This is a genomic window from Ruegeria sp. HKCCD6647-2 (genome assembly GCF_057221075.1).
Genome location: NZ_JBWVBD010000006.1, coordinates 172,463 through 196,586, shown reverse-complemented (window position 1 = coordinate 196,586; position 24,124 = coordinate 172,463). Strand labels below are relative to the sequence as shown.

Sequence of the window (24,124 nt, the reverse complement as noted above, 5' to 3'; positions counted from 1 at the left end):
TTAATTCGGGCCAGAATTACAACTTGATGGCGGAAATCAGACGCCCGTAATCAACTTCATTGGAATGGGTGGCGCGACGATAGGAAAAGAACTTGTCCGGATCGGAATACGTGCAGTGCCGGGTCCATTCGGCTTGGCCGACGCCTGCTTCCCGCAGCCGATGCAAACCGAATGCGGGCAGGTCGAATTGCAACCGGTCGCCTTGCCCATTTGCAAAGAATCGGGCGTTTTCCGGTGAATCCGACAGGAAGTCGTCCAAAAACTCCGGGCCGACCTCGTAGGCCCGCTGCGAAATTGTTGGCCCAATCACGGCCACAGTGTTTTGGCGGTTTGCGCCCAGCCCTTCCATCGCGTCAAGCGTCGCCTCAAGCACGCCGTCCAGTGCGCCGCGCCATCCGGCATGAGCAGCCCCGATCACTTTTGCGTCAGGATCGGCAAACAGCACCGGTTGGCAGTCGGCGGTCAGAATTGTCAGGGCCAGCCCCGGTGTCGCTGTGACTACCGCGTCGGCCTTGGGTTTTTCTCCGTTGATAGGTGCATCAATCGTCAGGACAGTCGGCGAATGGACCTGATGCACTCCGACCAGAGCCTCCGGAGCGACGTCCATTGCGTTCGCGACGCGACGACGATTCAATGCAACGGCCTCGGTCAGGTCAGACGACCCGAGCCCGCAGTTCAACCCGGCAAAGATCCCCGAGGAAGCGCCTCCGCGGCGCGTGAAGAACCCATGGCGAACGTGGGACAGAAGATCCGAGGTGAGAATTTCCAGTGTCATCGCTCCAGTCCAGGTGGCGGCGTGGAATATGAAGGGTAGAGACCCAGCACCTTGAACAGGTTTCCCATTTCATCTGGATGCGTCAACCGTCGATGCGCGGCAATCAACGAGTCGAGCGCCGGTCCGCTTTGCGCGGCGGCCAGTGTCTCGGCCCGTGTCGCAATTCCCAGGCGCTCCAGAAACACGCCTTGTGTTGTCAATCGCGTGTGCCCGCAACCCGCCGCATGGACCGCAATGGCCAGCGGCTCAAAGTCAACATGCGCGGTCAAGTCTGCCTGACCGGGCGCGTCCAGTGGGTTTGCAGGCTCGTGCGCGCGCAACGCTTGAAACGTATCACCGAGAGAGCGCCAGTCGCCGTAATCGATGATCAGCGCTGCACCACCTTCTGTCGCGATGCGACTGGCTATTACCGTGAGGATCGGAATCGCCGCGGCGCACAATTCGACCAGATCTCCGTCCTGCGTATCCTTCAGCCGATCCGCCAGAGCGACCTGAGCGGCTTGCGGGCCAAGCCCAAATGTCAGATTTCCTGCTTCAGCCCCGATCAGGCGTTCACGCCAGCCATTTTGGTCCCGAACAAATTGACGGATTGGAAGCGCGTCGAAAAATTCATTGGCGACCAGATACAGGGGCTGATCAGGTAACTCGGTAAGTGAGTCGATCCACCGGGGGGAATATCCCTCCAGTGTTTTGGCTTGGATCTCACGCAGCGCTGGCGAGACCTCGTGCAAGATGATCTGTGCGGCATCGTGAAACCCAGGGATTTTGCGGGTCGCACGCAGGATATCGGCCATAAGTGTCCCACGCCCGGGACCGAGTTCGACCAAAGCGATTTGCTCCGGGTGTCCCTGATCCAGCCATGACTGCGCAAGACTGAGCCCAATCAGTTCGCCGAACATCTGGCTGATCTCGGGTGCCGTGACGAAATCGCCTTGAGCACCCAATGGATCGCGGGTCATGTAATACCCAAACTCGGGATGCAGCAGGCACTCGGTCATAAAGTCCGCTACGCTCATCGGGCCATCCTGTTGGATGCGGGCAAGCAGATGATCCTTGAGGCTCATGTTGCACGCTCCGCTCGCCATACAAACCAAAGGCCAAGGGCAATCATCGGAAGTGACAGCATCTGCCCCATGGTAAGACCATACCCGCCCACATGCCATGCCAGCCCCAACGGGTTGCCGGGGGAAACGAACTGTGCATCTGGTTGCCGGAAGAATTCGACGATGAACCGGGATGCGCCATAGCCGGCAAGAAAGACGCCCATGATCAGGCCCGGCTTGCAAAACGCTTGGCGCCGATAAGCCAACCAAATCAGCAATGCCCCAAGTAGCAGTCCTTCAAGCGCTGCTTCATAGAGTTGCGACGGATGCCGGGCGCACATGCCCGCAACGACACCGGGACAGTCCTGCGCCGCCATTCCGGGAAAGATCACCGCCCAGGGCAATTCGCTTGGGCGACCCCACAGCTCGGCGTTGACGAAATTCGCCAACCGTCCCAGCAACAAACCTGGCGGTACCGTGTAAGCCACCAAATCGCCAAGCGACAGGGCGGATATGCCATGACGCCGCGCAAACAGAAATGAGGCGAGTACCACACCAAGCAATCCGCCATGAAAGGCCATCCCGCCCTGCCAGACTTTCAGAATCTCGAGAGGGTGCGAAAAGTAGTACGATGGTTGATAAAACAGCACAAAGCCCAAACGACCGCCCAGAATGACACCTAAGATGATCCACGTGACCAGATCCTCGAGTTGCTCGGGCTTCATCGGCGGCAAGTCATTCCGCCATAGGGTAGGGCGCCGCAGCGCCATCATCGCCATGCGCCAGGCAATCAGGATGCCCGCGATATAGGCCAAGGCGTACCATCTCAGCGCGAGCTCCATCCCGAACAATGAGATCGAGAACAGCTCGGGCGACAGATCGGGGAAATTCAGAACAGCCTGCATGTGCGTCTCATTGCCCGGGGTTGGCGTGGCAAGTCAACCTTGAGCCCGGGCCATTCTTTACCCATATAGAGACCAATCGCGATATCGGAGTAAAGCCATGCAAACCCGCAACAAGATTCTCGACGACGTTTCCCAGTTGATGACCAACGCCATGGGCGTGGCGCAGGGCGCGCGGGAAGAGGCCGAGAATGCCATGAAGTCGATGATCGACCGCTGGCTTGCTGATCGCGATTTCGTCACGCGCGAAGAATTCGATGCAGTTCGCGCGATGGCCCAGAAAGCACGTGAAGAAAACGCAGCGCTCGAGGAACGGATCGCCGCACTTGAGGCGAAACTGTACAAATAGCACCAGCTTCCCCCGCGTCACCCAGATTGTCAGGACAATTCCATCCACCGTACAATCCTGTGCCGGGTTGTGCGGTGCGCTGTAGTGTGACGCCTCGCAGAATTTAATCAAGACAAAGCTGCATCCCACGCCAATATTTTGATCGCCGTTGCCGGCTGTCCACAACTTATTGCTCTTATCCCCAAGAAATAGGGTTGTCAGAACCCCGCTCGCATCGCACCATATTTAGTACAAGCCTATGGGGGAAGCCCGGCTTGTAGAGCAGGCAACTAGCGCTGGGGCACTGCCAGCCCCGAAATGCTAGAGATGAGTGAGGTGGCATTATGGCCCTTTCCGAGCAGTTTCTCGAAGAAGACCTTCATCCAATCGACATTGTTGAACATCTGGCTGAACACCACGACTGGGATTTTGACCGCATCGGGGATGATCAGATCGCCATGGCTGTTGAAGGCCAGTGGCGCACCTATTCGATCACGCTGGCGTGGTCCAACTATGATGAAACGCTGCGGATGGTTTGCTCGTTCGAAATGGAACCACCAACGGATCGTGATCCCGAGCTTTATGAATTGCTCAACAAGATGAACGATCAGTGCTGGGCTGGCGCGTTCACGTATTGGGCCAACCAGAAGCTGATGGTTTATCGGTATGGTCTTGTGCTTGCAGGTGGCCAGATGGCCAGCCCCGAGCAGATCGATACGATGATCAACGCCGCCGTACTGAGCGCCGAGCGCTACTACCCGGCGATCCAGCTGGTGACCTGGGGGAACCGCTCCCCCGAAGAAGCGATGCAAGTCGCCATTGCAGAGGCTTACGGCCGCGCGTAAAGCTTTGCCCCGAACCGACAAGTAAGGGGAGGGGCAATCATGGACATGTCACGTGTCGCTGAACAGGGGCTTGTGCTTCTGGGATGTGGGAAAATGGGATCCGCCATGCTCGCCGGGTGGCTTGAGCATGGCCTTCCGGCCGCATCCGTCTGGGTTATCGATCCCTATCCTTCAGATTGGCTCAAGGCGCAGGGTGTCAACATCAACACAGCGTTGCCCGAAGCCCCGGCAGTGGTTCTGGTGGCCGTCAAGCCGCAGATGATGGGCGAAGCCTTGCCCTCCATTCAGGCGTTGGGGAAAAGCAGATGCCTGTTCGTTTCGGTTGCAGCCGGCACATCTCTGGCGACATTTGAGGCGGTGCTGGGTGAAGGGACACCCATCGTCCGGGCGATGCCCAACACACCGGCGGCGATCCGGCAAGGCATTACGGCTTTGATCGGAAATTCGCATGTCTCGGAAACCGATCTGGAGCTGGCTGAAAATCTGCTTTCTGCAGTCGGGGAAACCGTTCGGCTGGAAGATGAGGTGCAGATGGACGCGGTGACCGGTCTCAGCGGTTCGGGTCCGGCTTACGTTTTTCACCTGATCGAAACCCTTGCCGCTGCTGGTCAGGCGCAGGGCTTGCCACATGAGCTGGCGATGAAACTGGCCAAGTCCACAGTGGCCGGAGCAGGGGCTTTGGCCATGGCCGCAGAAGAAGACCCGGCGCAGTTGCGTGTCAATGTGACTTCACCCAACGGCACCACGCAGGCAGCGCTTGAGGTTTTGATGCATGAAGAGGAGGGGTTTCCCGATCTTCTGCACCGCGCAGTCAAAGCTGCAACCGACCGATCGAAGGAGCTTTCGCGTGAGTGAGATTTCCTTTGACGATTTCCTGAAGGTCGACATCCGCGTAGGCGAAATCATCCGTGCCGAACCCTTTCCCGAAGCGCGCAAACCCGCGATCAAGATGTGGATCGACTTCGGCGATGAGGTCGGCGAGCGAAAAACGTCGGCTCAGATCACCGCGCATTACGACCCGTCGACGCTGATCGGCAAACAGGTGATGGCGGTGGTCAACTTTCCGCCGCGCCAGATCGGCAAGTTCATGTCCGAGGTTCTGGTCTTGGGTCTCCCGGATGAAAAAGGTGAGATCGTATTGATCGGGCCAGATGGTGAAGTGCCTGTCGGCGGAAGGATGCACTGATGAAAGTGTTGATCACACGCCCGATGCCCGAGGCCGTTGAGACCCGGGCGCGATCCGAATTCGACGTTGAAATGCGCAACAGCACCCTGCCAATGACACACGAAGAAATGGTGCAAGCCCTGACGGAATTTGACGTTGTGGTACCTACCTTGGGCGATCAGTTTTCGGCACAGGTCTTTTCGGAAATGTCAGCGCAGCGCTGCAAACTGCTGGCAAATTTTGGGGTTGGCTACAACCATATCGACGTTGCGGCTGCCCGATCTGCGGGGATCGAGGTCACCAACACGCCCGGCGCGGTAACCGACGCCACGGCAGACATTGCAATGACCCTGCTGCTGGCAACCGCCCGACGCGCCGGCGAAGGGGAACGATTGGTGCGGGCAGGTGAATGGCAGGGGTGGCACCCAACGCAGATGTTGGGTCATCACGTCACCGGAAAGCATGTCGGGATCGTTGGCATGGGCCGCATCGGTCAGGCCATTGCCCGGCGCTGCCATTTCGGCTTCGGGATGCAGGTGTCTTACACTGCGCGCAGCCCGAAGGACCTCAACTTCCCGGCGACTCACGCACCCGATCTTCTGGCTTTGGCATCAAACGTCGATTTCCTTGTGCTGGCTGTGCCGGGCGGAGCAGAAACCCGCCATCTGATCGGCACGCAGGTTTTGACGGCAATGAAGCCCACGGCGCTGTTGATCAACATCGCACGGGGCGAGGTCGTGGACGAAGCCGCCCTGATCTCGGCCCTGCAAGCGCGCCAGATCGCAGGTGCCGGGCTGGACGTGTATGAGTTCGAACCCGCCGTCCCGCAGGCATTGTGTGATATGGAGAATGTAACCCTGCTGCCACATCTCGGGACGGCCACCGAGGAAGTGCGCACCGATATGGGGCAAATGGCGTTGGACAACGTTGCCGCGTATATAGCGGCGCGCCCATTACTCAACCCGGTTTAGGCGCCCACCGCCTCACGCCAGTGCTTTCGGCAGAGCGAGACGTAAGTCTCGTTCCCGCCGATCTGCACCTGAGCCCCAGTGGTGATCGCCTGACCGTTTTCATCCTGACGAATCACCATTGTCGCTTTGCGGCCGCATTTACATATGGTCCGAACTTCCCGCATTTCATCTGCCAGTGCCAGCAATGCCGCCGAGCCCGGAAACAACTTGCCCTGAAAATCCACCCGCAAGCCATAGGCAAGTACCGGGATCTTCAGATCATCCACCGCCCGGGCCAGTTGCCAGACCTGATCTTCGGACAGAAACTGAGCCTCATCGACGAAGACACAGGCTACCGGACTCTGTTTTAACCGTCTCTCGATCATCAAAAATACATTATCTTCCGGGCGGAATGTGTCGGATTCTTCCGAAATGCCGATGCGCGAAGCGATGCGCCCCGTTCCGGCGCGCCCGTCTATGGCGGCGGTCAACAGATAAGTGTCCATGCCACGCTCGCGGTAATTGTGCGAGGCTTGCAGCAAAACGGTCGATTTGCCGGCATTCATGGTGGAATAGTTGAAATACAGCTTGGCCATGACGCGGGTCTAATTCGCGCAGCCCGCGGGGGCAAGTCGTCTATCTATTTGAAAAAGCAACGCCGCCGTTGCGGTCCTCGGGATCGAGCAGATGCTCTTGGGGATGGATATCCCGATATCACAACAGCGGCGCACCGGCCACCATGAGGCCTATAACGGCAGGGCTATAAATGGTGCCCTACTACCACTCTTTACCGGCACGAACGGCCGCCACTCACTCACAAAATCCCTGCATATCTGAGGGATAGTCAATTTATGGCATTTCAATTATGAATCGAATATGGGAAATTTCCCCACCCTTTCCCCCGCATGGACAGGCGGGGTGGGTGTGCAGGTAACAAAGGTAACAAAATGGCGGATATCGGGGCCTATCTGAAAAAGCATACCGAAGCTTTGGTCAAAGACGTCGGAATCGAAGCCGCGTGCGAGATCACCGGCAAATCCAAGGCTACATTGGGTCGATACTATTCCGACAATGCTGAGCATGCGGATCGGTTCATGCCGGTGGACGCAGTAGCGCGGTTGGAGAATGCCTCTTCGTTTCCGCACGTGACATCTGCACTTGCCGATCTTCGAAACATCACGCTGTCGTATGACGGCCGAAATTCCGACAATCCCCGGACCGGGGGCGTCAACTCGGACGTCATCGCGCTGAGCCAACGTTTTGCAATGCTGATGACCGAATATCAGGCCGCGATTGAAGACGGCATAATTACCGTGAACGAGGCCAAACGCTTGTTGAAAGAGACCAGCCTGCTGCAACAGGTGCTGATCGAGATGAAGCTGCACCTGGAAGAAGAGAGTGTGAGCTGAACCCAAACGCGCTCCCTAACGTGGTCAAGCGCGGTCGCGTCAACGGCGTGTCTGGGTATTTCGCAACGCAACACACATTCGAATAGGGTTCGTATTTGTTGAAGTTCCGCTTCGACGTTAGGGCCAAAGTCAGGATCAAGCCGCACGAACGGCCACGATACCCCGGCTTGTTCGCGAAGGTGGTCCTGACGGAAAAGCATGGACGCGCTCTACGCTGAAACCTGCCTTTCGCAATAACTCAATGATCTCGTCCTTGCGAAAGGTGCGATGTCGCCACTGAAACCAAATTATCGCATTGCACCAATGTGGTTTCGAAACAACAAGATACAACCGGCCACCGGGGCTTAACAGATCATGGATGGCCCGCAGCGCAGTCAATGGGTCATCGCAATGTTCGATCACATGGGCGGCCAAAACTACGTCTGAAGGTTTCAGAGCCGCCTCGTTCAGCACGCACTTTTCCAACTGGGGCTCTACACCACGCGCGCGCAATGCGGTCAGGCCGCGTTCGAGCATGGCACCGCTGGGGTCGAGCAAAGTCAACGCACCGGGTGCGCCGAAAGCCGCGACCCATGCTTCCGCGAAAGAACCCGTGCCTGCGCCGACATCGACGACGCTGATCTCAGGCTTTGGGCAATGGGAGGACGCAGAAAGAAATCCGAGATACCCGTCATAATATCCCAACGCCCGCATTTTATCTCTCCACCGGGGCGCGGCGGATTCGTAGCGAGGTGTGGTGTTCGTGGTTGAATTCACCATCAAGAAGACTTGGCACACAAGTTTTCTTAAATCTAGGAGGCGGAGAAAGCTCTCGGCCTCTCCGCCCTACTGGAGAACGTTATTTGCGTCACCCATGCCGCCTCACGATCACCGACCCCACCGAATACCCCGCTCCAAACGAACAGATCAGGCCGATATCTCCATCCGTCAGATCATCGGAATACTTGGAAAAGGCTATAATCGAACCGGCCGAGGACGTATTTGCATAGTCCTGCAGGATGTTGGGCTGCTCTCCGTCTTCCGGTTCGCGTCCAAGGACCTTTTTGCCAATGAAGTCATTCATCGTCTTGTTGGCCTGATGCAGCCACAGGCGTTTCAGGGTCTCGCTGGCGACACCTTCGGCCTCCATGTGGTCAGCGATGTGGCGGCTGACCATGGGTAGAACTTCCTTGAACACTTTCCGACCGTTTTGCATGAATTGCATGTCGCGACGGTCGATCATACCATCCGGACGAGAACGTCGGAGGAACCCGTTGTTGTTCCTGATATTGTTGGAGAACTCGGTGGCACATCGGGTCGAGAGGATCTCGAAATGCGGGCCATTGGCGTTTTCGATGCGCTCGATCAGCGTGGCTGTGGCGACATCACCAAAAATGAAATGGCAATCACGGTCCCGCCATTCCAGGTGGCCCGAGCAAATCTCGGGGTTCACCACCAGCGCCGCCCGGACCGAGCCCGAGCGCACCATATCCGCCGCCGCCTGAATACCGAACGTAGCCGACGAACAGGCGACATTCATATCGAAACCAAAGCCCTTGATTCCCAGCGCCTGTTGAATTTCTATCGCAATAGCGGGATAGGCGCGTTCGTGGTTGGACGCCGCGCAGATGACCAGATCAACGTCCGCAGCCGTTCGCCCGGCCTGTGCCAGCGCCGTTTTACAAGCATCCACCGCCATTTCGGTCATGATTCCGGGTTCGTCATCGCTGCGCTGACGTAAAGAGGGGTGCATGATTTCGGGGTCCAGCACACCGGTCTTGTCCATCACGTAACGGTTTTCAATGCCCGAAGCCTTAAGGATGAATTCCTCCGAGGAATGCTGCATCGGTTCCATCTCTCCGGCGGCGATGGCTTCGGCGTTTTCGGCGTTTTGGCGATCGGCATAGGCGTTGAACGCCTCGACAAGCTCGGCATTCGTGATGATGTTCTGAGGCGTGAAAACTCCGGTACCGGTGATCGCGGGCGTATACATGGTGGGTCCTGAATGTTTTGATCTGCACAAAATGCAGCCGGTACAGCATTTGATCAAGGCATGTTGACCTAAGGGAATATGCGCGTTCGGGTCACATTCGGTGTCAATTCTTGCAGCATTGCGTGCTTTTCCGCCGACGCACCGGGGCAGATCCAACGGATGGGCAACCCGTAATAAGAAAAGCCCCGACGCGTTGGCCGGGGTTTTGTAATCCTAAAGCAGGGCAGGAAGGGTCTTATCCCTGAAGCGACTTTACTTCCACATCCCCTTCGGCTTGCGCCTTAATGGCGAGCGCGGCGGCATGGCTTGCCGCAGCGGTCGTGTAGTAAGGGATTTTGTCGTAGAGCGCGATGGAGCGGATGGACTTGCTGTCCTCGACCGCCTGCGCGCCTTCGGTGGTGTTCATCAACAATTGCACCTGACCGTCCTTCAGCATGTCGACCACGTCCGGGCGACCTTCATAGACCTTGTTGACCACCTCGCACGCGACACCATGTTCCTCGAGCCAGCTTTGCGTGCCGCGGGTGGCGACCAGAGAGAAACCCTGCGCCGCCAAAACCTGCGCTGCCTCGAGCATGGCTGTGCCTTTATCGGCGTCCTTGATCGAGATGAAGGCCCGACCCGAGGACGGCAGCACCATTCCGGCCCCCATTTGCGCTTTGAGGAAAGCGCGAGGGAATTCGCGGTCCCAGCCCATCACCTCGCCGGTCGAGCGCATTTCCGGACCGAGGATCGTGTCGACGCCCGGGAAACGGGCGAAAGGCAGAACCGCCTCTTTCACCGAGAACCAAGGCATGTCCGGATCGGCCAGCGTCATCTGGTCGGCAATCTTGGTGTCTTTGCCCTCCTGATAAGGTGGGCGCATCGGGAAGTCCGACAGTTTTTCCCCCGCCATGACGCGCGCGGCTATGGATGCAATCGCACTGTCGGTGGCCTTGGCCACGAAGGGCACGGTACGGCTGGCACGCGGGTTGACCTCGATCAGGTAGATCTCGTCATCCTTGATCGCGAACTGCACGTTCATCAGGCCGACAACGTTCAGCGCCTTGGCCAGTTTGAATGCCTGATCCTTGATCTCGGCCAGAATTTCTTTCGACAAAGAGTAGGGCGGTAGCGAACAGGCAGAGTCGCCCGAGTGTACGCCAGCTTCTTCGATATGTTGCATGATGCCCGCAACGTGCACATCTGTGCCGTCGCACAGCGCATCCACGTCCAGCTCGACTGCACCGGCCAGATAGCTGTCCAGCAGAACCGGGCTGTCGCCGGAAACCACCACGGCCTCGTTGATGTAGCGTCTGAGCTGATCCATGTCCCGCACGATTTCCATCGCACGGCCGCCCAGCACGTAGGACGGGCGGATCACCAGCGGGAAACCGATATCCTCGGCGATTTCCAATGCTTGCTCGTCGGTGGATGCGATGCCGTTTTTGGGTTGTTTCAGGCCCAACTCGTTAACCAGCGCCTGGAATCTTTCCCGATCCTCAGCCAGGTCGATGGCGTCAGGGGTCGTACCGAGGATCGGGATGCCTTCGGCCTCCAACGCGTTGGCCAGTTTCAGCGGGGTCTGGCCGCCGAACTGAACGATGACGCCGTGCAGCGTGCCGTTTTCCTGTTCCTTCGTCAGGATCTCCATGACGTGCTCAAAAGTCAGCGGCTCGAAATACAGACGATCCGAGGTGTCATAGTCGGTCGAGACCGTCTCGGGGTTGCAGTTGACCATGATGGTTTCATAGCCGGCCTCGGTCAGCGCAAAACAGGCGTGACAGCAGCAATAGTCGAACTCGATCCCCTGACCGATCCTGTTCGGGCCACCACCGAGGATGACGACCTTTTTGCGGTCGCTCGGGCGGGCCTCGCATTCGACCTCACCCATCATCGGGGCTTCGTAAGTCGAATACATATAAGGCGTCTGGGCCTCGAACTCGGCGGCGCAAGTGTCGATCCGTTTGAACACGGCGTTGACTCCTAGGTTGCGGCGGGCGCGGCGGATGTTGTCCTCGTCGCGGCCGGTCAAGTCACCCAAACGCGCGTCGGTGAAGCCCAGCATTTTTAGCTTGCGGATGCCTTCTTCGGTCACTGGCAGGCCGTCTTTCCGTATCTGACGCTCGGCCTCGATGATCTCGCGAATACGGGCCAGGAACCAGGGGTCAAACTTAGTGACGCCGAAGATTTCGTCGTCAGTCAGGCCGTGGCGCATAGCCTGCGCAATGGTGCGCAGACGGTCAGGCGTCTGCTGGCTGATCGCCTTGATTACGGCGGCCTTGTCGTCCGCTTCTTCCCAGACGCCCACGTTCAGCCCGGGAATTTCGATTTCGTCAAACCCTGTCAGGCCCGATTCCATCGAGGCCAGAGCCTTCTGCATCGATTCGTGGATCGTGCGGCCAATGGACATGGCCTCACCCACCGACTTCATTGCGGTGGTCAGGTAGGGTTCGGAACCCGGGAATTTTTCGAACGCGAATTTCGGGATCTTGGTGACGACATAGTCGATGGTCGGCTCGAACGAGGCAGGCGTGACCTTGGTGATGTCGTTGTCCAGCTCGTCCAGCGTGTAGCCCACCGCCAGCTTCGCGGCGATCTTGGCAATTGGGAAACCGGTCGCTTTTGAGGCCAGCGCCGAGGAGCGCGACACGCGCGGGTTCATCTCGATCACGACCATCCGGCCATCGTCCGGGTTAATCGCCCATTGAACGTTAGACCCGCCGGTTTCCACGCCGATCTCACGCAGAACGGCGATCGAACCGTTGCGCATGATCTGGTATTCCTTGTCGGTCAGCGTGAGCGCCGGGGCCACGGTGATCGAGTCGCCCGTATGCACGCCCATTGGGTCGACGTTTTCAATGGAGCAGACGATGATGGCGTTGTCGGCTGTGTCGCGCACCACCTCCATCTCGTATTCTTTCCAACCCAACAGACTTTCGTCGACGAGGATTTGATTGACCGGCGAAGCATCCATGCCCGAGCGGCAAAAATGGATATAATCCTCACGGTTATAAGCCACACCACCGCCAGTGCCGCCCAGGGTGAAGGCCGGGCGGATGATGGCGGGTAGGCCGATATTCTCCAGTTCATCCAGCGCGATCTGCACGCCCGCATCCAGATCGGCCGAGCCGTCTTCCTTGCGGGGCGCGGTCACGATGGTCGCCTTCGGATTCTCAAGGCCCAGCCGGTCCATCGCTTCGCGGAACAGCTTGCGGTCTTCGGCCATCTCGATGGCGTCGCGCTTGGCGCCGATCATCTCGACACCGAACTCCTCCAGCACACCCATCTCTTCCAGCGCCAGTGATGTGTTCAGGCCGGTCTGCCCGCCCATCGTAGGCAGCAGGGCGTCGGGGCGCTCTTTCTCGATGATCTTGGCGACAACTTCGGGCGTGATCGGTTCGATATAGGTGGCATCCGCCAGACCCGGATCGGTCATGATCGTGGCGGGGTTCGAGTTTACCAGAATGACTCGGTACCCTTCCTCGCGCAGCGCCTTGCAGGCCTGAGCGCCCGAGTAGTCGAATTCACACGCCTGACCAATGACAATGGGGCCCGCCCCGATGATCATGATCGACTGAATGTCGGTTCTCTTCGGCATGGCCTTTTCCCTTCGATTGTCCGCGAGTCAGGGCACCGCCCAAGCGCCCAAATTGTCGTGCGTTATAGGGACAGCGCGAAAAGGTTCAAGGGGTATCGGAAACAGAGGCGAAATTGCCGCTTTCCCCCCTTTCCCTCGGCAGACTATTCTCTATATCGCGACGCACGGCAAAAGAGGATGCACTTGCGTATTCGTTTCGATCAGGGACCGGCCGGGCGAGGCACCCGGTTTGAGCACCCGTCTCATGTGATCCGCGCGGACAACGCGGAGGATGTGCCCCAGGCTCTGGCGGCGCTGGATGAGGCGCGCGCGGACGGCGCGTGGCTGGCCGGGTACGCGAGCTATGAGCTGGGATATGTTCTGGAACCGCGCCTGGCGGCCCGGTTACCCGAGGCGCGCAGATTGCCCCTGCTGTGTTTTGGGGTGTTCGATGCGCCCGACCGGGTTGGATTACCCAAACCAACGGGTGAAATCACCGAATTCAGCCCACGTTGGGACGAGGCGCGGTATACGCCAGCCTTCCAATCGGTTCACAATGCTATTGGGGCGGGCGACATCTACCAGGCTAACCTGACCTTTCCGATCGACCTGAAAGTCTCTGGTGACAGCGCCGCGATTTATGCCTCGCTGGCGGCTGGGCAACCTGTGGGGCACGGCGCACTGGTGCAGCAAGACGGGCTGCCGGATCTGCTGAGCCGCTCGCCCGAGCTGTTTTTCCGAACCGATGCAGAGGGACGTATCGAAACGCGTCCGATGAAGGGTACGCAGCCGCGCTGCGAAGACCCGGTCGAAGATGCCCGCCGCCGCGCGTTTCTTTCATCGGACGAAAAAAACCGGGCCGAAAACCTGATGATCGTCGACCTGCTGCGCAACGATATCAGCCGCGTTGCATTGGCGGGGTCAGTCAAGGTGCCCGAACTGTTCAAGGTCGAAACCTATGCCACGGTCCACCAGATGGTTTCACTAGTTCAGGCGCAATTGCATTTGGGCGTGGGGCTATCGGACATTCTGAACGCGTTGTTCCCGTGCGGTTCGATCACAGGCGCCCCCAAGATCCGAGCAATGGAAATCCTGTCGGATCTGGAACCCTGGCCACGGGACATTTACTGCGGAACCATCGGCTGGGCTGCGCCGGATGGGCGATCTGAATTCAACGTGGCCATTCGCACCCTGATGGTCGAAGACGGCACCGCGACGCTGAACGTAGGCGGCGGTCTCGTCTGGGACAGCACCGCTCCGTCTGAATATGAGGAGGCGCTATGGAAAGCCCGCTTCGCCCACCAGCTGAGCCTGATTTCCGCCTGATCGAAACGCTGGCCTTCCGGCCGGGGCAGGGATTTATCCGACGTAACCGCCACCTGGACCGCATGGCCCGGACGGCTGCGACCTTTGGAATTCCCTTTGACATCAAGGCGGCAGTTAAAGCCCTGGAAGCTGTGGCCGGGGGTGTGCCATTGCGCTGCCGTCTGACTTTGGATGCAGCGGGCGGTTTTGAAGTCACGACCGGAGAACTCGCGGCCAATCCAGCAGTATGGAAGCTGGCTGTTTCAGGAAAACGCCTTGCTGCCGCGGACATCTGGTTGCGCCACAAGACAACCCGCCGCGCAGTGTACGACACCGCACGCGCATCCTTACCCCAGGGTGTCGACGAGCTACTGTTTCTGAATGAACGCGAGGAACTGTGCGAAGGCACGATCACCAACCTGTTTCTTGATATGCCCGATGGTCAAGTTTTGACACCGGCGCTGTCCAGCGGGCTGCTTCCCGGTGTCCTGCGCGAAGAATTATTGGATACTAAACAGGTTACCGAGGCCGTGCTGACCTTGACCGACTTGCAGAATGCGCGAACTATCCATCTCGGGAACTCCCTGAGAGGATTGATCCGGGCTGAGTTGGTGACAAGGTGAGCAAACAAAGTGACTGGGCAGAAGCCCCTGATACCCATCTGCGGTTAAAGCTGGAATTCGGCCTGTTCTATGTTGCAGCACCAGTGCTGATCGCAGTGCTATTTCCGCCCGACTGGATGTTTCCTTCGCTGTTTGCCTTCACCGCACTGGGCATCATTTTGCTGCATTGCACACCGGGATTTTCCTGGGCCGAGCTACGCTATGGATGGCGCAGTTGGTCCTGGGTTGAAGTATTTTGCTTCTCAGTCGCGATGGTGGCTGTCTGTTCGGCAATCGTTTTGATCGCACGGCCCGACGCGGCGTTTGGCCTTTTGCTGTATCGGCCCGAATTGCTGGCCTTTATCTGGGTCGGCTATCCGCTGGCCTCTGCCCTGCCGCAAGAGTTGTTGTTCCGGTCGCTCTTTTACCGCCGATACCATGCGATCCTGCCCAACGGACGCGTCGCCTATCTGTTGAATGCGACGCTGTTTTCACTGGCTCACCTGATGTATTGGAGCTGGATCGTCGCGGTCATGACATTTGCGGGCGGGCTGCTGTTTTCTTGGGCCTATCGCAAGCGCGGATCGTTTTTCTTTGCCGTTCTGCTGCACGCCATTGCGGGCAATATCATCTTTGCCGTGGGATTGGGTGTCTATTTCTACTCGGGCAACGTGCAAAGACCGTTTTGACGGCGCAACCTGCCTTGACTTTCCGGACCTGACGCGGTGTACCGGCGCGACGAATTTTGCGCCCGAAGGGATATGATCCATGCACGCCTATCGCAGCCACACCTGCGCCGCTCTGACCGCCGCCAATGTTGGCGAAACCGTACGCCTGTCCGGCTGGGTGCATCGTGTCCGAGATCACGGCGGTGTCCTGTTCATCGACCTGCGCGATCATTTTGGCGTCACGCAGGTTCTGTGCGACGGCGACAGCGCAGCTTTTGCCGAACTGGAAAAAGTGCGCTCCGAGTGGTGCATCCGCATCGATGGCACCGTCAAGGCGCGTGACCCCGAACTGGTGAACGCGAAACTGCCCACCGGCGAGATCGAAGTATATGTGCGCGAGCTGGAGGTGCTGGGTGCCGCCGAGGAACTGCCGCTGATGGTGTTCGGCGATCAGGAGTACCCTGAAGAAACTCGCCTGCGCTATCGTTATCTGGACCTGCGACGCGAGGCGATGCAACGCAACATGACCCTGCGCTCGGACGTGGTGGCCTCGATGCGCCGCCGGATGTGGGATCAGGGGTTCCGCGAATACCAGACGCCGATCATTACTGCGTCCTCGCCCGAAGGCGCGCGCGACTTCCTGGTGCCGTCGCGTCTGCACCCGGGCAAGTTCTATGCACTGCCGCAGGCGCCGCAGCTGTTCAAACAGCTGATCATGGTCTCGGGTTTCGATAGGTACTTCCAGATCGCGCCGTGTTTCCGCGACGAAGACCCACGTGCCGACCGTTCGCCCACCGACTTCTACCAGCTCGACCTCGAGATGTCGTTTGTCGAGCAACAGGACGTGTTCGACACGATTCAACCCATTCTGACCGGCGTGTTCGAAGAGTTCGGCGGTGGTCGAAAGGTTGATCAGGAATGGCCGCAAATTTCCTACAAAGACTCGGCGCTTTGGTACGGCACCGACAAGCCCGACCTGCGCAATCCAATTAAAATGCAAGTGGTCTCCGACCACTTCCGCGATAGTGGCTTCGCAATTTTCGCGAAGCTGCTGGAGCAGGAAGGCACAGAAATCCGCGCCATCCCCGCGCCGACTGGTGGCAGCCGCAAGTTCTGCGACCGCATGAACGCCTTTGCGCAGAAAGAAGGTCTGCCCGGTATGGGCTATATCTTCTGGCGCGATCTGGGCGAAGGGATGGAGGCCGCAGGTCCACTGGCTAAGAACATAGGCCCCGAGCGGACCGAAGCGATCCGTCAGCAACTGGGTTTGGGCGTTGGCGACGCAGCGTTCTTCCTGGGTGGAAAGCCGAAGGCCTTTGAAAAAGTTGCCGGTAAAGCGCGCGACGTGATCGGTGAGGAACTGAACCTGACCGAAAAAGACCGTTTTGCCTTCGCCTGGATCGTGGATTTCCCGATCTATGAACAGGACGAGGAAACCGGCGCGATCGATTTCGAACACAACCCGTTCTCGATGCCGCAGGGCGGGATGGAAGCGCTGAACGGCAATCCTTTGGACGTACGTGGCTATCAGTACGATCTAGCCTGTAACGGTTATGAGCTGGTCTCGGGCGCGATCCGGAACCACAAACCTGAGATCATGCTGAAGGCCTTTGAACTGGCTGGCTATGGCGAGGATGAAGTGAAATCCCGCTTTGGCGCTCTGTTCAATGCGTTCCACTATGGCGCTCCGCCGCACGGGGGCTGCGCTGCGGGTATCGACCGGATCGTTATGCTGCTGGCCGACGAGGCCAACATCCGCGAGGTCATGATGTTCCCGATGAATCAGCGCGCCGAAGACCTCATGATGGATGCGCCGTCCGATCCGACTTCGGATCAGTTGATGGAGCTCGGCCTCCGGATCATCCCGCAGGACTGACCCTTTCCGCCCGCCCCAGAGCGGGCGGTTTGCGTATGGCGGTGCTGGTTCTGAAACGCGTCGCTTCCCGGTTGATTTCTGCACTGAAAACGCAGGCAATTGGCCACTTCCGGAACCGGGGAATCCAACAATCTACCCGAGCGGATTGCCCAGCCGTTGTCGGTTGGCGCGAATGTTGTGAGCTTTTCGTCTGGTTTGACGATGGGCCCAATAACACAACATCGAGGCGGTCACGAAATAGGCTGTCACCATTTCAGATCGCTTCCTGCCGTTCCAGTCGGATTTGAACCAGCCCGGCAACTCGTGCGGCCTGCGCTGTGACCGGAGCGCCGCAAGCCCGCGAGGCCGCCAGTTGTTGAGCGGCTTCCGCCAATACAGTGTCATCGGCATCCCGAGCGACGCTGCTCAGAAACTGTGCAGCGTAATCCAGCGTTTGGTGATCCGTAGGGCCGGTCAGAACATCCGCGATATGAGCCATGTCGTCCTGATAGGCCAGCGGATCAGGGCTTATGGTGTCGTCCCTCACGGCGCTCAACGCGCTCGGGCGTCGGTCTTCGGGCAATAGTTCCAGTATTGTCCTCTGGAAATAGGCCAGAGAAGTCAGTGGTTTGGCCAGAAACCCATCCGCCCCTGCCTGAAGTGCCAGATCTTTTGCCGCATCATCTCCGGACAGGCCCAGAATAACGCCGATCCGAGGTGTGGCGTGGGTCAGATCCGCGATCAAATCCGCCCCGGAGCCGTCGGGCAATCCCATATCCACGATGATGACTGACGGACGATATATCCGCAGATGCCGCCGAGCCGATTTCAAACAGTCGGCCCGCCGAATACGCGCACCACTGTGCAGGCACATCAGGCGGATGGCGTCGCAGGCATAGCGGCTATCCTCGACCACCAGGATGGTCTGTCCCAGCAATGGCCGCAACGCGGTGGCAGAGGGGGCTTCGAAAGGTCCCGAATCGTCCATGGCAGAACTCCTTATCAGCAGATGCCTCACGCTAAGAACTTCTGGCTAATACCGGGTTAACGCGCGTTTTGGCGCACTTGCCCTTTGGCCGCACACCCCCCATAACCGCTGCAACGCAGAACAGAGGAGAGTTCCATGATCGGCCGCCTGAATCATGTCGCCATTGCAGTTCCCGACCTCGAGGCCGCGTCGGCGCAATACCGCACCGCGCTGGGCGCAAAGGTTGGCGCGCCACAGGACGAACCCGATCATGGTGTAACGGTTGTGTTCATCGAACTGCCCAATACAAAGATCGAACTGCTCTATCCGCTGGGTGATGACAGCCCGATCAAAGGGTTTCTGGAAAAGAACCCTTCGGGCGGGATCCATCACGTCTGCTATGAGGTCGAGGACATCATTGCCGCTCGTGACCATCTGAAGGAAACGGGTGCCCGTGTGCTGGGCTCGGGCGAGCCCAAGATCGGGGCGCATGGCAAGCCCGTGCTGTTCCTGCATCCCAAGGATTTCAACGGCTGTCTGGTTGAATTGGAACAGGTCTGAGGCCACCCGATGACAATCACCGCAGCGCTGGTTCTTTTTGCCGTTATCTGGTTTTTGACCTTACTGGTTGTGCTGCCCGTGCGGATCAAGACGCAGGGAGACCTGGGTGAAATCGTACCGGGCACACATGCGGGCGCCCCCGAAATCCATCACATGAAGAAAAAACTGTGGATTACCACCGGGATTTCGGTGGTGTTATGGGCAATCATCGCGGGAATTATCCTGTCGGGCGTGATCTCGGTTCGCGATTTCGACTGGCTCAACCAGTTGGAGCCTCGTGAGTAAGTGTTAGGGTTTTGTACCTGACAGCCCGTGATAGATATGCGTGAAGGTCGCCGCCCCGATGATCGGGATCACGAGGTTGACCAGAGGCACTGAGAGCGGAATGGCCATCAACGTGCCGGCCAGCCAGATTGTCATTGAATGCTTGGCCCGCAGTTTTCGTGCACCTTCTCGACCCACCCGCCGCATGGCGGCAAGGGTGAAGTACTCGCGTCCCAGCAGGAACCCGTTCATGCCCCAGAAGATGAATGGTGCAAGTGGTGTAAAGATCGCGTAGAGGATCAGCGCCAGCAAGTTGGCCGTGATCAGGACGCCAAGAAAGGCAATGGTATCCCTCAGAGCATCGCCAAATGGGATGCCGGGAACCTTGGGTAGATTTGGATAGTGTTTGTCCTCGACGGCCTGCGCGACTTCTTCCAGAAACATGGACGTGATGGCTGATGCAACCGGGACCATCAGGAACACTGGCAAGATCAGCACCAAAACGATGCCCGAGTAATTCAGCACATCGTTCAGCCAAGGCACCGCGCCGACAAAGGGCAACGTGATCTCATTCCCAGACAATGTATTTATGAGCCAGATCGCGCCGGCGCAGGCCGCAATCAACAGCAGGATCGTAAGGCCGACGCCGCGCCACAGGACGCCTCGGAATCTCGGGTCTCCGATCTGACCCAAAGCTGAAAAGAAGGCGTTCAGAATGATCATTCAGAAACCCACTGCGTCAGGGCCTCGACATCTGGTCGAGGCCGTTCCGGCGGGGCGACACTTTCGGTGGCGATGTGGATGAAGCCGGCAACGCGTTCGTTTTCGTCCAATCCCAACGCCTGTCTGCAGAACTCTCTGTCATGCGCCTGCCACCCGGACAGCCAGTTCGCGCCCCATCCCGCCGCCAGCGCTGCGTTGAGCAGACCCAGGCAGACCGCCCCGGCAGAATAGGTTTGCTCGATTGAAGGCACCTTATCCGAAGGTTTCTGAACCTCGACGACGGCCACCGCCAACAGACCCATGTCGAACTGACTTCGTGCCTTGGCAACGTCTTCGGGGCTTTTGCCCATGGCAGCACCGCGCGTTTCCGTCAATTCGGCCAAGCGGTGCATCGCGCCCTTTTCCAGAACGATAAATCGCCAGGGTTCCAGTTTGCCATGATCGGGATTGCGCGCGGCCGCGTTCAGCAAAGGCTTCAGTTCTTCCCGCGTCGGGGCCGGAGCCACCAACGTTTTGGCCGGGCGAGAGCGACGGTTCTGCAGAAATTCGAGCGCGGCGGGAGATTTCAGCGACATATGTTAACTTCCTTTACATGGCCCAGATGTATCTCGGTTGGGCAGGGCCCTGTTTCAAGTGCAAACTGATGGGAAGGATGGAAGATTCTCAACCGGAAAAACAAAAAAAATACGCGTGCCGCCCTGTTCAGGCTGCCACCAGATCTGCGCGACACGTATCACTACCGTCACGGCAATGTGCAGTCCTTTGCCAAAGTCCTGATGCGGACTATCGGTCGCGCGCTGTTGCCCGGACTTGATAGACGCCTTCAGGCAGATCCAGTGCCGCCGCAAGGTCGCGCACCTGTTCCGGTGAAAGGGTAATTTTTTGAACTTTGTCTGTGCGCGGGTCCAACTGTTCCAGCGTGACACATTCGGCAAAGCTGTTGATGACGACATCCTCTTGCAAAGGCTTAGGGCCTTCATCCACCAGAGTAATCACTGTCGAGTCGAATTCATGCTCAATCGAAAACATGTTCGCAGAGTGCAGGGCTGTGACGCCTAATGCAACCCGCGTCGAACCAATTCGATAGTGGTCGAGCCGAATTTGCCGCGTTATGCTTGCCTGCCGGCAGGAGTGACTGAAAGGAAATTGAATGCGCCGCCTTGCCCTGATGCTGGTTCTGTCTCTGGCGGCGTGCGGATACCGTTCGCTTGTTGCCGTGCCGGCCGAAGTTTGGCAGCCAAACACACCCGAATTGCAAGTCATGGCACGCAACTTCGCCGAGGTCAGTCAAAAGGTCGGGGCCGCAGCCCGAACCGAGTGCCTGCGCCACACACGTGACGTCAATTGCGACTTTGGGATTTTGGTCGATCTGAACCCGCGTTCACCCGCAAACGCCATGCAAACGCTGGACGCAGACGGGCGCCCGGTCATTATCTTCTCGCAATCCATGATCCGGTCGGCGCAGAACTCTGACGAGCTGGCCTTTGTCATGGGACACGAAGCGGCGCACCACGTTCTGGGCCATATCCGACGTCAGGCCGAAAACGCCAAGGAAAGTGCCCGAATCTTCGGAGATCTCGCCCGATCGCAAGGTGAAGACGACGCCGGCGTCGAACGGGCACAGGAACTGGGTGCCGAAGTCGGCGTGCAGAGCTATTCCAAGGAATTTGAGCTTGAGGCAGACCGGCTTGGAACAGTAATTACGTATTCGTCCGGGTATAATCCGCTGATTGGTATGAATTTCTTTCGAAAGATTCCCGACCCGGGAGACCGCTTTCTGGCTACTCACCCGCCCAATGCCAAACGGGTTCAGGTTGTGTTGCAATCCGCAGCGGAGCTGGGGTTGACGCAATGACGCGCATGACCTGTCTGGGTGTGGTCCTCAGCGATCGGGGGTCGAAATATGCAGTGACCGGCGCGCGCGTCTCTTGTCGGCAGGACGTGGATGCGGTTCTGGCAGAGCTGAAATCCGACAAGGCCTATGCCAAGGCCACGCATAACACTTGGGCCGCAATTTTGCCGACGGGTGCCCTGAAGGCGGATGATGGCGAAACCGGTGCGGCCATGGTGATCCTGCGGATGATGCAGCGCGCCATGCTCGAAGATCACGTCATTGTGGTAACCCGCTGGTATGGTGGCAAAAAACTGGGTGGCGACCGATTTCGCCGTGTACAAGATGCCACCCGTGCCTATCTGGATCACCTGGAATCCGGGCATTGACATGAGTCAAAGGCGCAGACCTTTCGATGCGGTACCGTTAACGCAGACGCGAAACGGAAAGGAAACCGCATGTCCCGCCGCGAAACGCTGCGACACCATGCCGGGCTGGTGGATCAGATGGCCACGAAGCTGGGCGTAGACTTGGAAGAAGCCGCCATAGGCGGCAGTCTGCGGGTGGATGAAATCTCGGATGCTGTTCTTCAGTGCACCGAGTGTCCCAACCCCGGTCACTGCGAGACTTTTCTGGCGCAATTACACGCCGATCCCGCAGCGCCGGAATACTGCCGTAACAGGGACCTGCTGGCTCGATTAGCGCCATAACAAAGAGGGGCCATCATGCCGCAACTCGGAGAGATCATGACCCACCTTCGTCTGGTTCTGCGGATGGGGAAGGTCACCGGAACCGATATCGTAGCGGCGCACCGTGAAGGCTATCTGAGCCAACAGGATTGGTCCGAGATGGTGCAACATTGTCGTGGGTGTGAATGGGCCAATGCCTGCCCGGACTGGTTGGACGAAAATGAAGCTGCACAAGTCGCGCCATGCACCTGTCCGAACCAATCGCGGTTTGCGGCGCTCAAAGCCAGAAGGACGCAGGTAAGCTAATGCCACAGAATTCGCTGGGGGATATCGAAAAGCACTTTTGGCTGACGCGTTCCGTGGCCCGGTGCATGGGCGTTTCACTGAGCGAGGCGATGGCCGAAGGAAAACTCTCGTCGCACGACTATGCCGAGATGGTAACCAAATGCCGCACCGCGGATTGCAGTGAAAACTGTCAGTTCTGGCTCGCGGCTCAACAGGCCCGCGCCCGAACGGCGCCTGATTTCTGCGCCAACGCGGACGTCCTTAACGACTTGATTTAATCACTGTCAGAGCCCTGTGTGACTGCCGTTGCAAGATGGTGCCGTGCCGGTTTTTTGCAGCCACAGGGATAGGCTTTCTTGCGTTCCTTAGCTGTGTACTTCACGGGTCCGAAATCTGTTCTCTTGTGCGATCCATCGCAAAACGGCTGTTTGTGTGACCTCCCTCAAACGCACCAGAAACGGCTTTTGCCCTCGGGCACCTCCACGGGAAACAGGGACATCCGGGCGATGAACGGAGCGTCGGACATGCGGCTTCTTTGTCAGGTGCTGATGCCGGATTCAATGTTCAGGGCCAAACTTCAAAATGAATAGCCCGCATCGACGTAACTGTCGGCAAGCGTTGTTTTGCCTCTAATCACAAGGTTGTGATTAACCGAGTTGCCAGAGTGCAGTCTTGTCCCTATTCTGACCGTGGCCCCGAAAAGTTGGGCAATATCAGAAAAGTATTAGAGGATTGATGGACATGAAACTGAAATTCGCTGCTATCTGTGCCACGGCCGTTGTTTTGGCCGCCTGCTCGCAGCAGGAAGAACCGACCCCCGTTTACATTCAGCCCGACTATGACAAGTACGGTACGCCCAGCTGCTCGGCCGGGTATGAACTGGCCACGACCGAAGCTGGTCAGACCGTATGTAACCCGGTCACACAATAACCTTTCCGCAGGCGGCCCAATTGCGGGCCGCCTGCAATCAGGCTTTGACAGACCGCCCGCTGGGCGGTTTTTTGTTGTCTCACGGGCGGCACGGTCGCCAAATCCGCTTTTTTGTTTTCGGGGGATTGCGTTGAAAAACTTCTTTGTTCGGCTGAGGGATCGAACCAGGTGGAGCTGGCAGGGATTGGTCGAAACGTTCCGCGATGAATATTCGTTCCGCGTTTGGGCCTGGGCAAACCTGATATCAGCTGGCTTCGCCTTTTGGCTGCCAATTGCTGGCAACATGCGAGCGCTGATCCTTGTGCTTGGGCTATTGGTTTTGGTGGCCGAGCTGTTCAATACCGCCATCGAGCGTGCGGTCGATCACACCTCGACGGATCACCATAAGCTGGCTGGTCAGGCCAAGGACGCGGCAAGCGCCGCAGTGGCCCTCACGGCGGTTGCTGCAGGAGTTTCCTGGGTTGCAGCGCTGGTCAGTCTTGCGTGAATATCCGAC

Annotated in this window: 30 protein-coding genes; 19 read left to right on the top strand and 11 right to left on the bottom strand. The window is 58.3% G+C overall.

The window, feature by feature from the left end; translation table 11 throughout:
• Positions 1–16: 16 nt before the first annotated feature.
• The 3 genes from pgeF to lgt are packed head-to-tail and all read right to left on the bottom strand — an operon-like array spanning position 17 to position 2,723.
• Positions 17–775: a peptidoglycan editing factor PgeF gene (gene pgeF / locus AC2TDJ_RS17075; protein WP_480843878.1), complete on the bottom strand. Its 759-nt coding sequence runs from the start codon at positions 773–775 to the stop codon at positions 17–19.
• Positions 772–1,839 carry a class I SAM-dependent methyltransferase gene (locus tag AC2TDJ_RS17070; protein WP_480843877.1) on the bottom strand — a complete coding sequence of 356 codons (1,068 nt, stop codon included), beginning with the start codon at positions 1,837–1,839 and terminating at the stop codon, positions 772–774. The genes pgeF and AC2TDJ_RS17070 overlap by 4 nt, the downstream gene beginning before the upstream one ends.
• Positions 1,836–2,723 (bottom strand): prolipoprotein diacylglyceryl transferase, encoded by an 888-nt coding sequence (gene lgt, locus AC2TDJ_RS17065; RefSeq protein ID WP_480843876.1) that lies wholly within the window; start codon positions 2,721–2,723, stop codon positions 1,836–1,838. The genes AC2TDJ_RS17070 and lgt overlap by 4 nt, the downstream gene beginning before the upstream one ends.
• 97 nt (positions 2,724–2,820) lie before the next feature.
• Between lgt and AC2TDJ_RS17060 the strand changes: the two genes are divergently transcribed.
• The 5 genes from AC2TDJ_RS17060 (at position 2,821) to AC2TDJ_RS17040 (ending at position 6,029) form a co-directional block, all read left to right on the top strand.
• The gene (locus AC2TDJ_RS17060) at positions 2,821–3,069 is read left to right on the top strand and encodes an accessory factor UbiK family protein (protein ID WP_480843875.1); all 249 of its coding nucleotides are present in this window, start codon (positions 2,821–2,823) and stop codon (positions 3,067–3,069) included.
• A gap of 323 nt (positions 3,070–3,392) precedes the next feature.
• Positions 3,393–3,893, top strand: coding sequence for a type III secretion system chaperone family protein (locus tag AC2TDJ_RS17055; RefSeq protein WP_480843874.1), 501 nt, complete (start codon positions 3,393–3,395; stop codon positions 3,891–3,893).
• Between the two features lie 39 nt (positions 3,894–3,932).
• Complete coding sequence (gene proC / locus AC2TDJ_RS17050) at positions 3,933–4,748, top strand: pyrroline-5-carboxylate reductase (RefSeq protein WP_480843873.1); 816 nt, start codon at positions 3,933–3,935, stop codon at positions 4,746–4,748.
• Positions 4,741–5,079, top strand: coding sequence for a tRNA-binding protein (locus AC2TDJ_RS17045; protein WP_480843872.1), 339 nt, complete (start codon positions 4,741–4,743; stop codon positions 5,077–5,079). Before proC ends, AC2TDJ_RS17045 begins: the two co-directional genes overlap by 8 nt.
• Positions 5,079–6,029, top strand: a complete 951-nt coding sequence (locus AC2TDJ_RS17040; protein ID WP_480843871.1) for a 2-hydroxyacid dehydrogenase — start codon at positions 5,079–5,081, stop codon at positions 6,027–6,029. Before AC2TDJ_RS17045 ends, AC2TDJ_RS17040 begins: the two co-directional genes overlap by 1 nt.
• Here the strand turns inward: AC2TDJ_RS17040 and AC2TDJ_RS17035 are convergent.
• A complete protein-coding gene (locus AC2TDJ_RS17035; protein ID WP_480843870.1) occupies positions 6,026–6,604 on the bottom strand; it encodes a thymidine kinase in 579 nt (192 codons plus the stop codon). The two genes, AC2TDJ_RS17040 and AC2TDJ_RS17035, sit on opposite strands and share 4 nt — an antisense overlap.
• Before the next feature lie 351 nt (positions 6,605–6,955).
• On the opposite strand from AC2TDJ_RS17035, the gene AC2TDJ_RS17030 reads away from it, so the two are divergent.
• Positions 6,956–7,417: a hypothetical protein gene (locus AC2TDJ_RS17030; protein ID WP_480843869.1), complete on the top strand. Its 462-nt coding sequence runs from the start codon at positions 6,956–6,958 to the stop codon at positions 7,415–7,417.
• A 135-nt stretch (positions 7,418–7,552) separates the two neighbouring features.
• On the opposite strand, the gene AC2TDJ_RS17025 is transcribed toward AC2TDJ_RS17030, so the two are convergent.
• The 3 genes from AC2TDJ_RS17025 to carB all read right to left on the bottom strand — a co-directional run bounded on the left by AC2TDJ_RS17025 (position 7,553) and on the right by carB (position 12,969).
• On the bottom strand, positions 7,553–8,110 hold the full coding sequence (locus tag AC2TDJ_RS17025) for a class I SAM-dependent methyltransferase (protein ID WP_480843868.1): 558 nt from the start codon (positions 8,108–8,110) through the stop codon (positions 7,553–7,555).
• A gap of 154 nt (positions 8,111–8,264) precedes the next feature.
• On the bottom strand, positions 8,265–9,389 hold the full coding sequence (locus AC2TDJ_RS17020) for a beta-ketoacyl-ACP synthase III (protein WP_480843867.1): 1,125 nt from the start codon (positions 9,387–9,389) through the stop codon (positions 8,265–8,267).
• Positions 9,390–9,624: 235 nt separating this feature from the next.
• Positions 9,625–12,969: a carbamoyl-phosphate synthase large subunit gene (gene carB / locus AC2TDJ_RS17015; protein ID WP_480843866.1), complete on the bottom strand. Its 3,345-nt coding sequence runs from the start codon at positions 12,967–12,969 to the stop codon at positions 9,625–9,627.
• Positions 12,970–13,146: 177 nt separating this feature from the next.
• On the opposite strand from carB, the gene AC2TDJ_RS17010 reads away from it, so the two are divergent.
• The 4 genes from AC2TDJ_RS17010 to aspS all read left to right on the top strand — a co-directional run bounded on the left by AC2TDJ_RS17010 (position 13,147) and on the right by aspS (position 17,399).
• Positions 13,147–14,274: an aminodeoxychorismate synthase component I gene (locus tag AC2TDJ_RS17010; protein WP_480843865.1), complete on the top strand. Its 1,128-nt coding sequence runs from the start codon at positions 13,147–13,149 to the stop codon at positions 14,272–14,274.
• The gene (locus tag AC2TDJ_RS17005) at positions 14,229–14,876 is read left to right on the top strand and encodes an aminotransferase class IV family protein (RefSeq protein ID WP_480843864.1); all 648 of its coding nucleotides are present in this window, start codon (positions 14,229–14,231) and stop codon (positions 14,874–14,876) included. Before AC2TDJ_RS17010 ends, AC2TDJ_RS17005 begins: the two co-directional genes overlap by 46 nt.
• Entirely contained in the window at positions 14,873–15,544 is a 672-nt protein-coding gene (locus AC2TDJ_RS17000; protein ID WP_480843863.1) for a CPBP family intramembrane glutamic endopeptidase, read from the top strand. Before AC2TDJ_RS17005 ends, AC2TDJ_RS17000 begins: the two co-directional genes overlap by 4 nt.
• 79 nt (positions 15,545–15,623) lie before the next feature.
• The gene (aspS, locus tag AC2TDJ_RS16995; RefSeq protein ID WP_480843862.1) at positions 15,624–17,399 is read left to right on the top strand and encodes an aspartate--tRNA ligase; all 1,776 of its coding nucleotides are present in this window, start codon (positions 15,624–15,626) and stop codon (positions 17,397–17,399) included.
• A 253-nt stretch (positions 17,400–17,652) separates the two neighbouring features.
• Here aspS and AC2TDJ_RS16990 read toward each other — a convergent pair whose 3' ends face one another.
• Complete coding sequence (locus AC2TDJ_RS16990) at positions 17,653–18,366, bottom strand: response regulator (RefSeq protein WP_480843861.1); 714 nt, start codon at positions 18,364–18,366, stop codon at positions 17,653–17,655.
• Positions 18,367–18,501: 135 nt separating this feature from the next.
• On the opposite strand from AC2TDJ_RS16990, the gene mce reads away from it, so the two are divergent.
• Entirely contained in the window at positions 18,502–18,906 is a 405-nt protein-coding gene (gene mce, locus AC2TDJ_RS16985; RefSeq protein ID WP_480843860.1) for a methylmalonyl-CoA epimerase, read from the top strand.
• Positions 18,907–18,915: 9 nt separating this feature from the next.
• Positions 18,916–19,191 (top strand): DUF1467 family protein, encoded by a 276-nt coding sequence (locus AC2TDJ_RS16980; RefSeq protein ID WP_480843859.1) that lies wholly within the window; start codon positions 18,916–18,918, stop codon positions 19,189–19,191.
• A 3-nt stretch (positions 19,192–19,194) separates the two neighbouring features.
• Here the strand turns inward: AC2TDJ_RS16980 and AC2TDJ_RS16975 are convergent, their stop codons facing one another.
• The 3 genes from AC2TDJ_RS16975 to AC2TDJ_RS16965 all read right to left on the bottom strand — a co-directional run bounded on the left by AC2TDJ_RS16975 (position 19,195) and on the right by AC2TDJ_RS16965 (position 20,922).
• The gene (locus tag AC2TDJ_RS16975) at positions 19,195–19,893 is read right to left on the bottom strand and encodes an EI24 domain-containing protein (protein WP_480843858.1); all 699 of its coding nucleotides are present in this window, start codon (positions 19,891–19,893) and stop codon (positions 19,195–19,197) included.
• On the bottom strand, positions 19,890–20,468 hold the full coding sequence (locus tag AC2TDJ_RS16970) for a nitroreductase family protein (RefSeq protein ID WP_480843857.1): 579 nt from the start codon (positions 20,466–20,468) through the stop codon (positions 19,890–19,892). The genes AC2TDJ_RS16975 and AC2TDJ_RS16970 overlap by 4 nt, the downstream gene beginning before the upstream one ends.
• A gap of 208 nt (positions 20,469–20,676) precedes the next feature.
• The gene (locus AC2TDJ_RS16965; RefSeq protein ID WP_480843856.1) at positions 20,677–20,922 is read right to left on the bottom strand and encodes a hypothetical protein; all 246 of its coding nucleotides are present in this window, start codon (positions 20,920–20,922) and stop codon (positions 20,677–20,679) included.
• Positions 20,923–21,043: 121 nt separating this feature from the next.
• On the opposite strand from AC2TDJ_RS16965, the gene AC2TDJ_RS16960 reads away from it, so the two are divergent.
• The 7 genes from AC2TDJ_RS16960 to AC2TDJ_RS16930 all read left to right on the top strand — a co-directional run bounded on the left by AC2TDJ_RS16960 (position 21,044) and on the right by AC2TDJ_RS16930 (position 24,115).
• Positions 21,044–21,748: a M48 family metalloprotease gene (locus tag AC2TDJ_RS16960; protein WP_480843855.1), complete on the top strand. Its 705-nt coding sequence runs from the start codon at positions 21,044–21,046 to the stop codon at positions 21,746–21,748.
• The gene (locus tag AC2TDJ_RS16955) at positions 21,745–22,113 is read left to right on the top strand and encodes a YigZ family protein (RefSeq protein ID WP_480843854.1); all 369 of its coding nucleotides are present in this window, start codon (positions 21,745–21,747) and stop codon (positions 22,111–22,113) included. Before AC2TDJ_RS16960 ends, AC2TDJ_RS16955 begins: the two co-directional genes overlap by 4 nt.
• 69 nt (positions 22,114–22,182) lie before the next feature.
• A complete protein-coding gene (locus tag AC2TDJ_RS16950) occupies positions 22,183–22,434 on the top strand; it encodes a DUF6455 family protein (RefSeq protein WP_480843853.1) in 252 nt (83 codons plus the stop codon).
• A 15-nt stretch (positions 22,435–22,449) separates the two neighbouring features.
• Positions 22,450–22,719 (top strand): DUF6455 family protein, encoded by a 270-nt coding sequence (locus tag AC2TDJ_RS16945; RefSeq protein WP_480843852.1) that lies wholly within the window; start codon positions 22,450–22,452, stop codon positions 22,717–22,719.
• Positions 22,719–22,976, top strand: coding sequence for a DUF6455 family protein (locus AC2TDJ_RS16940; protein WP_480843851.1), 258 nt, complete (start codon positions 22,719–22,721; stop codon positions 22,974–22,976). Before AC2TDJ_RS16945 ends, AC2TDJ_RS16940 begins: the two co-directional genes overlap by 1 nt.
• A gap of 463 nt (positions 22,977–23,439) precedes the next feature.
• Entirely contained in the window at positions 23,440–23,628 is a 189-nt protein-coding gene (locus AC2TDJ_RS16935; RefSeq protein ID WP_480843850.1) for a hypothetical protein, read from the top strand.
• A complete protein-coding gene (locus AC2TDJ_RS16930) occupies positions 23,537–24,115 on the top strand; it encodes a diacylglycerol kinase (protein ID WP_480843849.1) in 579 nt (192 codons plus the stop codon). Before AC2TDJ_RS16935 ends, AC2TDJ_RS16930 begins: the two co-directional genes overlap by 92 nt.
• Positions 24,116–24,124: the final 9 nt, after the last annotated feature.